19 protein-coding genes are annotated in these 13721 nt (G+C 64.5%); 11 read left to right on the forward strand and 8 right to left on the reverse strand.

What is annotated here, in order from left to right:
* Positions 1 to 19: 19 nt before the first annotated feature.
* Complete coding sequence (locus GV790_RS17805; RefSeq protein WP_218586431.1) at positions 20 to 376, reverse strand: hypothetical protein; 357 nt, start codon at positions 374 to 376, stop codon at positions 20 to 22.
* 119 nt (positions 377 to 495) lie between these two features.
* Complete coding sequence (locus GV790_RS17810; protein ID WP_163814519.1) at positions 496 to 810, reverse strand: winged helix-turn-helix transcriptional regulator; 315 nt, start codon at positions 808 to 810, stop codon at positions 496 to 498.
* Positions 811 to 930: 120 nt separating this feature from the next.
* On the opposite strand from GV790_RS17810, the gene GV790_RS17815 reads away from it, so the two are divergent.
* Genes GV790_RS17815 through GV790_RS17825 form a run of 3 tightly spaced genes read left to right on the forward strand, consistent with a single transcriptional unit; the run spans position 931 to position 2571 of the window.
* On the forward strand, positions 931 to 1869 hold the full coding sequence (locus GV790_RS17815; RefSeq protein WP_163814461.1) for an NAD(P)-dependent oxidoreductase: 939 nt from the start codon (positions 931 to 933) through the stop codon (positions 1867 to 1869).
* A gap of 58 nt (positions 1870 to 1927) precedes the next feature.
* The gene (locus GV790_RS17820) at positions 1928 to 2158 is read left to right on the forward strand and encodes a ribbon-helix-helix domain-containing protein (protein ID WP_163814462.1); all 231 of its coding nucleotides are present in this window, start codon (positions 1928 to 1930) and stop codon (positions 2156 to 2158) included.
* Between the two features lie 5 nt (positions 2159 to 2163).
* On the forward strand, positions 2164 to 2571 hold the full coding sequence (locus tag GV790_RS17825) for a type II toxin-antitoxin system VapC family toxin (protein ID WP_178128073.1): 408 nt from the start codon (positions 2164 to 2166) through the stop codon (positions 2569 to 2571).
* Positions 2572 to 2584: 13 nt separating this feature from the next.
* On the opposite strand, the gene GV790_RS17830 is transcribed toward GV790_RS17825, so the two are convergent.
* The 3 genes from GV790_RS17830 to GV790_RS17840 are packed head-to-tail and all read right to left on the reverse strand — an operon-like array spanning position 2585 to position 4594.
* A complete protein-coding gene (locus GV790_RS17830; RefSeq protein WP_163814463.1) occupies positions 2585 to 2827 on the reverse strand; it encodes a helix-turn-helix transcriptional regulator in 243 nt (80 codons plus the stop codon).
* A complete protein-coding gene (locus tag GV790_RS17835) occupies positions 2817 to 3668 on the reverse strand; it encodes an ABC transporter permease (protein WP_163814464.1) in 852 nt (283 codons plus the stop codon). Before GV790_RS17835 ends, GV790_RS17830 begins: the two co-directional genes overlap by 11 nt.
* Positions 3665 to 4594 carry an ABC transporter ATP-binding protein gene (locus tag GV790_RS17840; RefSeq protein WP_163814465.1) on the reverse strand — a complete coding sequence of 310 codons (930 nt, stop codon included), beginning with the start codon at positions 4592 to 4594 and terminating at the stop codon, positions 3665 to 3667. Before GV790_RS17840 ends, GV790_RS17835 begins: the two co-directional genes overlap by 4 nt.
* A gap of 154 nt (positions 4595 to 4748) precedes the next feature.
* Here GV790_RS17840 and GV790_RS17845 point away from each other — a divergent pair, with 154 nt between their 5' ends.
* The 6 genes from GV790_RS17845 (at position 4749) to GV790_RS17870 (ending at position 8488) form a co-directional block, all read left to right on the forward strand.
* Entirely contained in the window at positions 4749 to 5555 is an 807-nt protein-coding gene (locus GV790_RS17845) for an ArsR/SmtB family transcription factor (RefSeq protein ID WP_163814466.1), read from the forward strand.
* Positions 5556 to 5848: 293 nt separating this feature from the next.
* Complete coding sequence (locus GV790_RS17850; RefSeq protein ID WP_163814467.1) at positions 5849 to 6106, forward strand: GreA/GreB family elongation factor; 258 nt, start codon at positions 5849 to 5851, stop codon at positions 6104 to 6106.
* A 271-nt stretch (positions 6107 to 6377) separates the two neighbouring features.
* Positions 6378 to 7001 carry a DUF433 domain-containing protein gene (locus GV790_RS17855; protein ID WP_163814468.1) on the forward strand — a complete coding sequence of 208 codons (624 nt, stop codon included), beginning with the start codon at positions 6378 to 6380 and terminating at the stop codon, positions 6999 to 7001.
* Positions 6998 to 7417, forward strand: a complete 420-nt coding sequence (locus tag GV790_RS17860) for a PIN-like domain-containing protein (protein ID WP_163814469.1) — start codon at positions 6998 to 7000, stop codon at positions 7415 to 7417. Before GV790_RS17855 ends, GV790_RS17860 begins: the two co-directional genes overlap by 4 nt.
* 103 nt (positions 7418 to 7520) lie before the next feature.
* A complete protein-coding gene (locus GV790_RS17865; RefSeq protein WP_163814470.1) occupies positions 7521 to 7865 on the forward strand; it encodes a hypothetical protein in 345 nt (114 codons plus the stop codon).
* Between the two features lie 62 nt (positions 7866 to 7927).
* Positions 7928 to 8488 (forward strand): phosphotransferase, encoded by a 561-nt coding sequence (locus GV790_RS17870; protein ID WP_256673374.1) that lies wholly within the window; start codon positions 7928 to 7930, stop codon positions 8486 to 8488.
* A gap of 366 nt (positions 8489 to 8854) precedes the next feature.
* On the opposite strand, the gene GV790_RS30765 is transcribed toward GV790_RS17870, so the two are convergent.
* Together GV790_RS30765 and GV790_RS17880 are read right to left on the reverse strand one after the other, a co-directional pair.
* Entirely contained in the window at positions 8855 to 9328 is a 474-nt protein-coding gene (locus GV790_RS30765) for a hypothetical protein (protein ID WP_218586432.1), read from the reverse strand.
* A gap of 689 nt (positions 9329 to 10017) precedes the next feature.
* Positions 10018 to 10668, reverse strand: coding sequence for a trimeric intracellular cation channel family protein (locus GV790_RS17880; protein WP_178128074.1), 651 nt, complete (start codon positions 10666 to 10668; stop codon positions 10018 to 10020).
* A gap of 116 nt (positions 10669 to 10784) precedes the next feature.
* On the opposite strand from GV790_RS17880, the gene GV790_RS17885 reads away from it, so the two are divergent.
* Positions 10785 to 11237: a nitroreductase family deazaflavin-dependent oxidoreductase gene (locus GV790_RS17885; RefSeq protein WP_163814473.1), complete on the forward strand. Its 453-nt coding sequence runs from the start codon at positions 10785 to 10787 to the stop codon at positions 11235 to 11237.
* A gap of 28 nt (positions 11238 to 11265) precedes the next feature.
* Here GV790_RS17885 and aroQ read toward each other — a convergent pair whose 3' ends face one another.
* Positions 11266 to 11730, reverse strand: coding sequence for a type II 3-dehydroquinate dehydratase (gene aroQ, locus GV790_RS17890; protein ID WP_163814474.1), 465 nt, complete (start codon positions 11728 to 11730; stop codon positions 11266 to 11268).
* Between the two features lie 310 nt (positions 11731 to 12040).
* Between aroQ and GV790_RS17895 the strand changes: the two genes are divergently transcribed.
* Positions 12041 to 13720 carry an NTF2-like N-terminal transpeptidase domain-containing protein gene (locus tag GV790_RS17895; protein WP_178128075.1) on the forward strand — a complete coding sequence of 560 codons (1680 nt, stop codon included), beginning with the start codon at positions 12041 to 12043 and terminating at the stop codon, positions 13718 to 13720.
* The last annotated feature ends 1 nt before the right edge of the window (position 13721 follow it).

Raw genomic sequence — 13721 nt, forward strand, 5'->3', positions numbered from 1 at the left:
CAGCCGGCCATCACGTCGATCAGCTCAGGGCGACCATCAGACACAACGCTTGGCACGCGATCGCGAGCAACGGCCAAACGAACAGCGGCAGCCTCCGTGACGCCGGCCCGCGCCGCGCGAATGCCCGATTCGCGAACGCGACGACGACGTTCACGACCAGTGCGACACCCGGGATCACCACAACCGCGAGCAACAACACACCGCTCGCGGTCTCGCTTTCTCGTTCCGCTTCGGCACACGTATCGGGCTGCCCGGTGCAGGACGGCGAGGAGAACGTTCCGGCCATGGCGACGTGCCAGAAGAACCAGAACGCGCTGATCAGCGCCAGCGCGAAGACGACGGCCCACAGGACGAGGCAGGCGATCACGTCCACCACTCGGCGATCTCGGTAGCCGTGCGGTACGGGTACCGCGAACCCGGTCGGTTCCGGCGGCATCGGCGCGAAGTGCTCGCTCATCGGTACGCCGTCGCGGTCGAAGCCGGGGGCCGGAAGCGTCAGCTCGCCGACATCAGCTTCGTGACCAGCTCACCGCGATGCCGGTCGCCCCACTCCTCCAGCGGCCGTAGCGCTGCCGCGAGTTCGGCGCCGAGCGGGGTGAGCGAGTATTCGACGCGGGGCGGGATCTCGGGGTAGATCTCCCGGTGCACGACGCCGGAGGTCTCCAGATGGCGCAGGTTCTCGGTGAGCACCTTCTCGCTGACGCCGCCGAGCAGGCGCCGGATCTCGCCGAAACGGCGTGGGCCGTCGCCGAGCACCCACATCAGGTGCAGCCGCCACTTCCCGCCGACGACGTCGATCGCCACGCTCATACCGCACGCATCGTGATCCGCGTCACTGCCGACCGTCACTGGATCCTCCTGACCTCGATACGGACCTCGACGTAAGCAACCGTACCTGCATGTGCGGTCTTGTCGCGCCTACCTGCGCAGATGAACCATGAGTACCGGCGCCGACAGCAACCGTATCGACTTTCGAAGGATCAGCACATGTCTCAGCAGAGCAGCACCGCCTCGGTTTCGGTCATCGGTCTCGGGCCGATGGGGCAGGCCATGGTGCGGGCGTTCTTGAAGGCGGGCACCGAGGTCACGGTGTGGAACCGTAGCAGCGCCAAGGTCGACGCCATGGTCGAGCTGGGTGCCAAGCGCGCGAACACCGTCGCCGAGGCACTCGAGGCCAACGAGGTGACCGTGGTGAGCTTGACCCACTACGACGCCATGTACGACGTGCTCGGTCAGGCCACCGACCATCTCGCGGGCAAGGTGATCGCGAACCTGTCCTCGGATTCGCCCGAGAAGGCGCGCAAGGGTGCGCAGTGGGTGCGTTCGCACGGCGCCGAATTCCTCTCCGGCGGTGTCATGTCGGCCGGCGACAATATCGAGCACCCGGCCTCGTACATCTTCTACAGCGGCCCGCGCGAGGTGTTCGACGCGCACGCCGAGCTGCTGCGCCCGCTCAGCCCGCCGGAGTACCTCGGCACCGACGACGGTCTCGCGCAGGTCTTCTACCAGGCGCTGCTCATCGTCTTCCATCCCTGGATGCTCGCCTACGATCAGGCGTTGGCCGTGATCGCCCGCTCCGGCCAGGACATCGACCAGTTCCTGCCCTTCGCCCAGCGTGCCGCCGGCGCCTACCCCTTCTTCATGGAGGAGTACGCCAAGGCGGCCAAGGAAGGTGGCTGGGGCGATCTGTCGGCGTTCAAGATGATGGACGCCGGTGCGCAGCACATCATCGATGCCAGCGAGGAGGTCGGCGTCGACGCGACCATCTCGCATACCGCCCAGGGCATCTGGCGCAAGGCGATCGTGGCAACGGAGGAAGCCGGGAAGCCGGTGTCGGTGTTCGAGCTGTTCGGCGGGGCGAAGTCCTGAGCAGGTCGCCCGCCCGTTGCCAGTGGCGTTCGGGCGGGCGAGGGTATGCTGGCATACCATGAAGCGGACGACGGTGAAACTGCCCGACGAACTCGACGAGCGTATGCGACACGAGGCGCAACGACGCGGAATCACGGTTTCCGAGTTGACTCGTGCGGCAGTCGCGCAGTTTCTCTCCATGCCCCCCGAAGGCCGGCGACAGTTCGGTGCAGCAGGCGCCGGACGAAGCGGGCAGTCGGATGTATCGAGCCGGATCGATGAGATCCTGAGCGCGGAGTGGGGCCGATAAGCGCCTTGGTCGTCGACGCGGGCCCGTTGTATGCCTACGTCGACGCCGACGACGCCCACCACGAAGCGTCCTTGGACCTGCTGCAAACCCATCGCGGCCCGCTCGTCGTGCCGACGCTGGTCATCACCGAGGCGGTGTACCTGATCAGCACCAGACTCGGCACTGAGGCCGAGGTGCGTTTCCTCGGAGATCTGGCACAGGGCCTGTTCGCGGTCGAACCCGTCCACGCCGTCGACTGGCTTCGGATCGCCGAACTGGTTGCCAAGTACCGCGACCTTCCACTTGGTACGGCCGACGCCTCGGTTATCGCCGCGGCGGAGCGTCGGAATCTGACGCAGATAGCCACCACGGATCGGCGCCATTTCACCGTCGTACGCCCTCGCCATGCCGCAGGGTTCACTCTGGTTCCGTAGTCCGCGGCGTGAATCAGGCCGATTCCGAGTCCGACCCGAGTCTGGGGAAGGGGGTGGTGGAGAAGACGACCTCCACCGCCACCTCGAAATACTGTGCGATCCGCAAGGCCAGATGCAGGCTCGGGCTGTACTCGCCGCGCTCCAGATATCCGATGGTCTGGTAGTGCACGCCGAGCGCTTCCGCGAGCTCGCGCCGGGAGATGCCGCGCTCGGCGCGCAGCATCGCGATCCGGTTGTAGATGACCTCAGTAGGCACGCTGCAACGCCTTCTCCCGCCGTTCGGCCATGGCCGCGCCGGACTCCCGGCGGGCCATCCGGCGCATCACCGCCGGCGCGATCACCAGCGCGGCCACCGACCAGATGCCGAGTACCGCAGCGGTTTCCAGATGGCGCCAGGAACCGTCGAGCTCGACCACCCGAGCACTATCGGGCAGCATCGCCGAGCGCATACCGAGACCGAGCCAATACATCGGAAATACCTGTCCCACCACTTGCAACCAGCCGGGCAACCCGGTGATCGGATAGAAGATGCCGGAGATGGCGACCAGGCCCATCAGCGGCATGGTGAAGAAGAACAGGCCACGAGGATCGTCGAAGAGCGAGCCGAGGATCGCGCCGAGTGCGGATATCGCGAGCAGACCGAGGGCCAGCACCCACGCCAACGTGAGCCACGACGTGACGCTGTCGAGCGACACACCTCCCACGATCACCGTTCCCACGCCCAGCAGGATAGCCACCTGCGCGAGCACCGAACCGGCGTTGGCGCCGAGCTTGCCGATGAGATAGCCGATCATGCCGTTCGGCGTGGCCTTGGCGCGCAACAGCGTGCCGTCCTCCCGGTCCAGCACCAGGTACTGGGCGATGCCGTACAAGCCGTTGAAGGCGACCACCGCGCCGATCACCCCGGGCAACGCCAATGCGCCCATTCTCAGGTCGGTGTCCTGGAAGGTGCTGTTGCGCATGAAGAACAGCGCGGTGAGCAGCAGGATCGGGGTGAGCAGGATCCCGCCGAGATCCTCGCCATGGGTGAACAGCATCCGCAGTTCGATGCCGGCCCGGCGGAATCCGGCCCGGATCGCGACGGTAGTCGGGTTCATCGCACGACCTCCTCGATGGCGTGGATCTCGGCATCGCCGGTGCCGCTCTCGTAGTGGCGGACCAGCGACATGTAGGTCTCCTCGAGTGAGGCGCGGCGCACCTCCAGTTCGCCGATGTCCGCGCCGAATTGCTGGAACAGCTCGTAGACGAACTTGGTCGACTCGGTGGTGGTGTGCACGAAACGCTGGCCGTCTCTGGTCCAGCGCACCTCGGCCTCGACCGACACCCGGCGCGAGAGTTCGTCGGCCGAGCCGTCGGCGATGATCCGGCCACCGGCCAGGATCAGGATGCGGTCGGCCAATTTCTCGGCCTCGTCCAGATCGTGGGTGGTGAGCAGGATGGTGGTCTGCTGCTCGTCGGCCAAACGGTGGATCAGATCGTGGAATTCGCGCCTGGCTTCCGGATCGAATCCGGCGGTCGGCTCGTCGAGGAACAGCACCTCGGGCTTGCCGACCACGCCGATCGCGACGTCGAGCCTGCGGCGTTGCCCGCCGGACAGGGTGGAGATCTTGGCGCCGGCATGTTCGGTGAGGCCGACCAGCTCGATGAGTTCATCGGTGTCCCAGGGCTTTCGGACGCCATCGGTGCTATAGGGGCCGTAGAACGTGCCCAGATAGGACAGCAGTTCGCGGAGACGCCATTTCTTGTGGTCGCGCCACGATTGCAGCACCACCCCTATCCGGGCCCGCCAGGCCTCGTCGCCGTGCGCCGGATTCGCGCCGAGCACGTCGACCCTGCCCGCCGAGGGCACCCGGAATCCCTCGAGAATTTCGATGGTGGTGGTCTTGCCCGCCCCGTTGGGGCCGAGCATGACCAGCACTTCGCCGTGTCGCGCCCGGAATGAAACGCCATCGAGGACGTCCTTGGATCCGTAGCGCATGCGCAGCTGCTCCACGTCGAGCACCACGCCGTCACCCACAGTCATGGTTTCCCTCCCTGTCGTGGGTTGGTGATGGTTTGTAGCATACGTACTATATTTCGACGTGGCAATGCTCGCTGCTCGACCGTTGACATGCAGCTGTTTGGTTGCCTATTCTGGCTTGGGCAGCCAAACGGCTGCATATCACGAGAGAACGGCGATGGACGAGGTATTCAAAGCGCTGGCCGACCCCAGCCGCAGGCGACTGCTCGACAGCCTCCAGGCTCGCAATGGCCAGAGCCTGCGGGAGCTGTGCGCCGGACTGGACATGGCTCGCCAATCGGTGAGCAAACACCTGGCGGTGCTCGAGGCCGCCAACTTGGTCACCACCCGGCGCAGTGGCCGCGAAAAGCTGCACTACCTGAACGCCGAACCCATCAACGCCATCGCCGACCGCTGGATCAACCGCTACCACCGCGCGCGGGTCACCGCCCTCGCCGACCTGAAATCCGCATTGGAGACCAGTCCGATGAGTGACACCGAATTCGTTTACACCACCTACATCAAGACCACGCCGGAAAAGCTCTGGCAGGCCCTCACCGATCCGGCATTCACCAGCCGCTACTGGGGCGCCACCTTCGACACCGATTGGCGGCAGGGCTCGGAAATGGTGTGGAAGCAGGGTGGCTGGGTCGGCAAGGACCCTGAGCAAGTGGTGGTGGAGGTTGAGCCGTACCGCCGACTGTCGTACACCTGGCACACCATCGACGCGGCCTTCGCCGCAGAGTTCGGAATGAACTCTGATGAGCTGGCGGAGTGGGCGGCCGAGCCGCGCTCGAAGGTCACTTTTGAGATCGAGCCTCAGGGGGAGACGGTGAAGTTGACCGTCGTCCACGATGGCTTCGCGCCGGGAAGTCGAGTGCTGGAGGGGGTTCGGGGCGGCTGGCCGAGCATCTTGTCCAGCCTGAAGAGTCTCCTGGAGACCGGGCAAGCCCTGCCTGAGCCAGAGCGGTCTGAGGCGGAGTAACGACGGCCTTGTATCGGCTGCTGGTGGAGGGTGCGCTGGACCAGCCAAAAAGGTATCAGGCCAGCGCTCCGCTGAGATGGGGTCCGCGATGCTTGAGCAGGACCCTGCGCAGGATATGCCGTGTGTCGGAGTGCAATCGGGTGGCAAGCCCCGGCGGGGCGCGGGCAGTCTCATCGACGGCGCGCGTCGCGGTCCTGTGTGGGGAACCCTCGGTAACACCTGGGGGCTCGCGAGATATGTCATGGGGGCCCGGCCTTTCTGGTCGGGCGTACCCTCCGACCAGAAGGCGCCAGATGACCCTTCCGAAGAACGTAATTAGTTTGATGTGGTCGAACCTTGTTCTGTCCGAGCTCAACGAGGACGGTGGTATCGAAAGGCAGTTCGACTACGTTATCGTTCCCGATGCCGAAGCGGACGATGCCGAGTCAAAGTTCGCGGCGAGTTCGCCTGCGAGCCAGGCGCTTCTTGGGCATGTTGTTGGAGACATCGTGGAAACTGAGATCGATGGCAGGGAACTGCGGGTGCGGGTACAAGCGGTGGGTAACGGCTGACGTCTACGCCTCCAACCGAGGGTTGAAAGGGTGGGCGCATGTCAGACTCACCCCCGTATAGCGGCTGATTGGCGATCGAACCAATGAGGATCTGACTAGTGGTCGTGGGAACTCGAGCCCAGCGAGGCCGATCGTCGCGCCGTCGGTCACGTTTGCTCGATATCCGATACGTGACTGGCGCGCTCGCGTTACCGTGGCGCTGTCGTCGTTGGCTGGCTCACGTGGGACTATAGGTTCATAGCGCCTGAGTTGGAGGAAGGGAGGTCTTAACATGTCGTTCCCGTCAGACATCACTTCAGCTCTGTCTGGGGCCACGCTGAGTCAGCTGCGATCATGGCGTGCTGGCGCGTCGCCGCTGCTTGCACCCGAGTATGGCGTGAAGCCCAAGGCGCTGTACTCCTTCCGGGATGTTGTCGCACTGCGGACTGTCGTACGACTGCGTAGCCAGGTGTCATTGCAGAAGGTGCGTAAGGCGTTCCGTTCGATGAAGGACATGGATCTGACTGAGCACCCGTCGAGGTACACCCTGGTCGCCGACAGTAGTTCGGTATTCCTGGTCGACAACGAAGGTGCGACAGATTTGGTAAAGAATCCCAAGCAGCGCGTCCTAATCGACCTGTACGACGTGTTCGCTCCTTTTACGAATTTCAGGGATGAAGAAGTCGTTGACTTTCTTCACCCCCGTAAGAGTCTGGAAGTACGTGAAGCGCGAGTTGGCGGTTGGCCAACTATTGCCGATACCCGCGTTCCATTTGATACAGTTGCTCTTTTGGTAGCCGACGGTGATGTGCCGCCTGAGGATGTGGAGATGTATTTTCCAGGCGTCGATCAAAATGCAGTGGCCGACGCGGTTAGTTTCCATGATCAGATCGCGAGGATTGGCCGCAGCGCGTGAACTTCTTTCTCGATGAGAATATTAATCAGCAGTTGACCCGTCACCTTGGTTCAATTTTCTCGCGCGGCCATCGGTTTCTTGGGGTTAGGGACCTAAACTCGCAGGGCGTTGACGATAACGATCTGTTCAAGATGGTCGCCGGTGCTGGGGTGGACGCGTTCATTACCAGTGATCTGAATCAAATCAAGCGACAACACGAGCGCGCCGCGTGCCGGGAAGCTGGGTTGCATTGGATAGGTGTGCATCAGGCACACGCAAAGGGCTATCACGTACTTGCTGCACCCGCAGCTGCCCTGATTCATTCGCTTCCGTTTATCCTCGATCGACTGGAGCAGTCGACGCAGCCGCAACTCTTTCTATTGAAGAAGACGGAACGGAACTACACCCGAGTTTTTGATCGCTGTAGCGACTTGTAGTTGGATTCCGATTCTTCGGGGTAGTCTTCGTCGACTACCAACTCGGGGGGACGAACCGGACTGGATTCGGTTCTTCACCGACCGGCAGCTATCCGCAGAGTTCATGTACGCCGCTCACGACGCTGGACAGACACGGGAGGTTCAGCAATGGGCGCCGGCGGTGCTGGCCGATTCGGTCGGCATGGAACGTCGTCATGTGCTGGTGGCGTCGACGCTGGCGGACTCGTTCGTGCCTGACGTGCGCGATGGCTCGGACGGCGCACCGGTCGATGTCGAACAGGCGTGCCGAGTACTCGGGGACATCATGGTCGCGGCCCGTGGGCTGACCAGTGCCCGGGGGATCGAGGCGATCAATGCCGTTCGACGAAAGCTCGCGCCCTACGCTGAAATGGCCGTAGTCAAGGAAATCGAACACGAGTTTCGATCGACCGTCGCATTGATTGGGTAGGGCAGGCATGTCATCGAGAGCACGCGGCACTCAGCCAAGCGTGTGGTTTGCGGGGCTTGGACATGGCGGGCGCCGAACTGATCCATCATTCGAGTAACGCCGTGTACGTACTTCCTCGGCATTCGGCTGTCGCTCGCGTCAGTGCCGACGAAGCAGATCTCGATCGGCACACCCGGACCTATGAGATAGCTCGGTGGTTGACTGCACAAGGCTTCGGTGCGACTGCTCCCCTGCGGGATGTGAAGCCCGTGCATGCGAGGGGCTACACGGTTGGCTTCTGGCAGTTCTACCCGCAGGCAGCCGAGCTTGATGAGCCGACCTCACGAGACCTGGGCAGGTTACTGCGCACACTGCACGACCTTCCAGCGCCGACGATCGATCTGCATCGGTGGGTTCCACTCGAATCGCTACACGCAGCGCTGCACGACGACGAGAACCAGGCGGCGATCACGGCAGAAGAACGGGACTGGCTGGTTCAGCGGGTCGAGGAAATCCGCAAAGAGCTGAGTGAACTGGACTGGCCATTGGGGACCGGATTGATACACGGGGATGCATGGGCGGGAAACTTGCTGTGGGGCAGCAGCGCAAGTCCACCTGAGCCACTGCTGGGTGATTGGGACTAGGTGAGTATCGGGCCACGTGAAGTAGATCTGATACCTACCTGGCATGCCACCGTGCGTTATGGCCGAGATGAATCGTGAATCTCGGACTTCGTCGCTGAGTACGGTTACGACCTCCGCGAATGGGCGGGCTACCCAGTTCTGCTCGATATGCGTGACCTTGTACAAGTGAGCGGACCGCTCCGCCGAGCAGCCGCATCGCCCGAACATGCCTCGAGGTTGCGACAACGGATCGACGACATCCGCTCAGGAAACCGAACAACGTCGTGGAGTCAGTACCGGCGAGGCGGTAGCTAACTCGTGCAGCTCTGCTGGACACGGACAGGGCACACGATTCCGGGGTGCCAGGCGTGGTTGGCGCTGAACCCGTCACCGCGGACTCGGTCCATGAGCCCCCTGCTCCGCAACGGCGGAACCCACCCGTTGCAGGTAGCTGATGTCGCCGGCCAAGCCGCTGGGGGACGGGCGCGTCGAACTGGTTGCGACATTGATTGCCATTCCACCGATTACGCCGAGAATCCAGGCCTCACCGGGAAAGAGCTTCTGCCCGGCATACGCGGCACCGAGCGCGATCGACACCGTCACCGTCCGCCGCGCCCAACTGAAGCCAGCGCTGCGACCGGCCTGCTCCAGATCGGCCAACGCCTGCTCGACTTCCCGCCGCACCGCGTGCAGCACGTCGCGCGGATCCTCGTAGTCACCATGCAATCCGGACACGAGGCGGTCGATAGCTATCATCAGGCGACGCCGTTCGTCGCTGTACCGCTCACGGAAATCGATCAGATCTCCTGTGCTGATATCCCCGGCGGGAACCGGTAGCAGCCTGCCGATCTCGACATCCAAGCACGGTCCTGTGCGGTGGTGACGGCCGCGTGGGCCCTGCCGCAAGAGTTCACGTGGCCCGTAATTTTCGGCCTCGGGTGTCGGATGGTGGAATGTGATGGGGGAGTGCGCGAAACGATGCGCTGCAAGACTGTCGGTGTAGGGGTACATGCGATCGATGTGGTGGTAGCCGTCGCTGACGTCACGGTAGTCGGCGTCTCGATACGCCGCCGCGATATCTCGCGCCGCGACACTGACAAGGCACAACTGAGTCGCGGCAGATACCGAGAACCCCAATCCGTCGGCCGGTCGGGCCAAACCCCGGCGGCACAACTCCGAAATGAGTTCGGGCGCGAACTTTCCGCTGTGCAGGTAGGTGTCCGGTCCCGCGTCAGGGACCAGGTCGGCTGCGGGAATTCTGTTCATGAGGCGAGACAGCGCCCAGAGTGCCGGCGCCACTCCACCGGTGAACCTCGGCCAGTGGTTGGCGGGTAGTCGCAGGTACAGGCCCGCGTCGTGAACCTGGTGCATCCGCGGGCTGAGAAAGTCCTCCAACGGCCCGGGCGGTGTGAGGGTGACGAGGCGGTCCCAATACAGCAACGCCTGATAGATCACCGCCTGTGGGGCGTTGATCTTCGGGTAATAGAACAGGTCGGGCACGGTTGCCTCCGGGATGATATGGCCGGTATCGGTGGGAGTTGTGGGCTGGTTCATTGCGCGCGGCGCGGCAGGCTCTCCGGGAGGGTCCATCCGCGCCAGTGCGCGAGCAGGCACAGGCCCGCGCCGACGGTGGTCGCGCAGATCATGCCCGCGGTGGTCTGGCCTGCGGCGGCGAGGGCGACCATGACGATGCTCGCCGCCAGCGCGGCGGTGGCGTAGAGGGTGTTGCCGCCGAAGATGCGTGGGGTGCGGCGCAGCACGATGTCGCGGACCATGCCGCCGCCGACCGCGGTGATGGTGCCCAGCAGGATGGCTGGCAACCAGCCCAGGCCGACGGCCAGGGTCTTCTGGGCGCCGGTGGCGGCCCAGCAGCCGAGGGCGGCTGCGTCGACGAAGAGGAAAGTGCGGTCCCAGATTTTGCCCTCGATGAGCAGGACGAACGCGATCAACGCCCCGGCGAGTGCGGTCACCAGGTAGGCGTAGTTGGTGAGCGCGATGGGGGTGCCGCGCTGGAGCAGGGTGTCGCGGATCAGGCCGCCGCCGAGCCCGGACAGGATCGCCAGGGTCACGAACCCGATCGGATCGAACCGTTCGGCTCTGGCCAGTACTCCGCCCAGCACCGCGTTCGCGAGTACGCCGCTCAGGTCGAGCACGAAAAACAGATCGGTGAGATCAGCCGCCGCCACTCGACCATCGTCCATCAGCGCAGCCGAATGCGGCCGCAGCGCCACAGATAGAGAGCACTGCTCTTGACTTGTGTCGCCGCGCGTGAGACTGTTGTTCTCAACAGAGAGCGGCGCTCACAAAGGAGATGGACATGACCGGCACGAACGCGGCGACCCGATACATCGGCCCGGCACGAGGCGAGGCGACGATGAATCGGTTCATGAACACCCTGCCCAAGCTGGGCATCAGCATCATGGGCTCGCGACTGCTGGCCGTGCGCGGCCGCAAGAGCGGGCAGTGGCGCACCACGCTGGTCAACGTCATGGACATCGACGGCGCGCGCTACCTGGTCGCGCCGCGCGGACACACTCAGTGGGTGCGGAATCTGCGCGCCGCCGGAGAGGGCGAGCTGCGGCTCGGTCGCAAGGTGGAGGCGTTCACCGCGCACGAGATCGACGACGCCGACAAGGTGCCGCTGCTGCGCGCCTACCTGAAGCGCTGGGGCTGGGAGGTGGGCCGGTTCTTCGAGGGCGTCACCAAGGATGCGACCGATGCGGAGCTGGCCGCGATCGCGCCGGGGTTCCCGGTATTCCGCATCGCTTGATCGGCGCCGCCACTCGATCGGCGGTCGATCAGTGGCCGCTCGGTCGGCGCCGCACCAGGAATTCGATCGCCGCCGCGTATCCGAACACGCCCATCCCGGCGATCACCGCGGTGGCGATGGGCGAGATGAAGGAGTGGTGGCGGAACTCCTCGCGGGCGTGCACATTGCTGACGTGCACCTCAACGATCGGCACCTCCGGAATCACGAGCGCGTCGCGTAGGGCGACCGAGGTATGGGTGAGCCCGCCGGGATTGATGACGATGCCCGAGACCGTCCCGCGGGCCTCGTGGATCCGATCGATCAGGGCGCCCTCGGAATTCGACTGGAACGCCTTCACCTCGCGGCCGAGCCCGGCCGCCGTGCGCGTGCACAATTCCACGACGTCGGCGAGGGTCTCGGAGCCGTAGATCTCCGGCTGGCGTACGCCGAGCATGTTCAGATTGGGACCGTTGAGCACCAGGATCGGCAGGCTCGGCGCGGCGGTGTCGGACATGCCGGCAACCTTACCGATTCACCCGGTGCGTACCTGCGCGATTGGTCGCGGATCGGATCGGGTATCTAATGTGAAACGCCGAGTTCGGTGGTATCTGCACGCGGCGTCGGCTCGGTCGGTACGGTAGCTGCGCCGGTTGTCTTCGGGCCATCGGACGACGTTGGTGATCGGCTTCGGAGACGGGAGGGTTCGGGCACAATTGACACCGTTGTGTACGGGTTGCTCTCCCGGCTCGGGGGGCGCCGCAAACAGGGATTTTTCAGGTACGGTGGTCTTGTTACTGGAGTGACAAGAGTGAAGAGTGGGCGACATGGATGTGTGGGGATCCCGCCGCTTTCGCTTCCGGGGCGCACTGGCCCTCACGGGGGTGGCGGCTCTGGTATTCGCGATGGGATCGTGTGGTCTGGGTGAGCAGCCGAACGAAGCCGAGGCTGTCGTCGAACGGTTCACCGAGCTGCTCGACGAGCACGACTACGCGGCCGCCGCGGAGCTGACGTCCTACCCCACCGCGGCCTCGGCAACCTTGAAGCAAATGTTCGAGGGCCTGGAATCCGGCGAAGTCGATTACGAGAAAACCCAATTCATCGAGCTCGACCCCGCCTCCGGTCTGTTCAGCATGGACGTCGACTGGAGCTTCGGCGAAAAGAAGAACTGGTCCTACAGCATCGAAGGTTCGGTCCGTAAGCTCGCCATCGGCTGGCGCATCTCCTGGGACCCCGCGATCGTGATGCCGCAGCTGAGCCACACCCGCGAGGTCAAGCTGGTGCGCACCACTCCGAAACCGCCACCGCGCGTGGTCGATATCGTCGGCGAACCGCTGATGGCCGAGCAGAACATCAACGTGATCAAACTGGATCCTGCGCTCATGCCCGATCCGGTCGCCTCGACGAATGCGCTCGCCGACGCCATCGAACCGGTCGCCTCGCTGATCACCGGGCCGTATCTGATGCAGCAGCTGGCCTCCTCCGGGGGCAAGCCGATCGTCGCGGTCAGCCTGCGCGACGGCGATTTCAACATCCTCGAACCGCGGATGGCGCCCATTCCCGGTGTGGTGATGGAGAAGCAGCCGCGGGTGATCTCCGTCGACCGGCGGGTGCGTTCCCCGATGCTGGACGGGCTGGCCGAGGTCTGGGAGGACAGCCAGCAGGCGCATTCCGGTTGGGCCGTCCAATTGTTCGAGAAGGACGGCCGATTCATCACCCAGCTGGCCGGTGAACAGGGCCCCGCAGGGCCCGATATCGCCGCGACCATGGACCAGAAATTGCAGCGTGCTGCCTTGGATGCCGTGGTCAGCGTGGCGAGCCCGGCGTCGCTGGTGGCGATCCAGCCCTCCACCGGTGCGGTGGTCGCGGTCGCCCAGAACGGCTATGCCAGCGAGCACGGGCCGGTGGCGTTCACCGGCCTGTACCCGATCGGCGCGAACATCGAGCTGTTCCGCAATATCGTGGCCGTCGAAAAAGGTAAGGCGCCGGCCGACGTCTCGGTGCAGGAGGCCGCGGAGGCGGCCGCCAAACTCGGCATCGGCGTCGATTTCCGGGTACCGGGTCTGGACGAGGTCACCGGACGGCTGGCCATCTCCGGACGCAGCGCCGAGCAGGTCCGGCAGGGCGCGGGCGCCGATGCGGTCCTGGCCAGCCCCTTCGGTATGGCCATCGCCGCCGCGACCATCGCGCGCGGCTCGGTGCCGCCGCCCATGATCGAGCGTGGACGGCCCAGCGAAACCGATGCTCAGCTGGAACCGCTGCCTGCCCCGGTCACCGATCGGCTGCGCACCATGATGCGCGACGGCATGAACGATCCGAGGATGGAAGAGCTTCGGATGTACGGCGGGGTCACCGGCTTCGTCGCCGAAGCGGGCGAAGACGGCTGGTTGATCGCCACGATGGGGGATCTGGCCTTCGCGGTCCACATCGACAATATCGATGGCGGCGACGCAGCGGTGCGGATGGCGGCCCGGATGTTCCGCTCGTTCACCAAGCCCGAGCCCTGAA

The organism is Nocardia cyriacigeorgica, assembly GCF_010858045.1.
GTDB lineage: Bacteria > Actinomycetota > Actinomycetes > Mycobacteriales > Mycobacteriaceae > Nocardia > Nocardia cyriacigeorgica_E.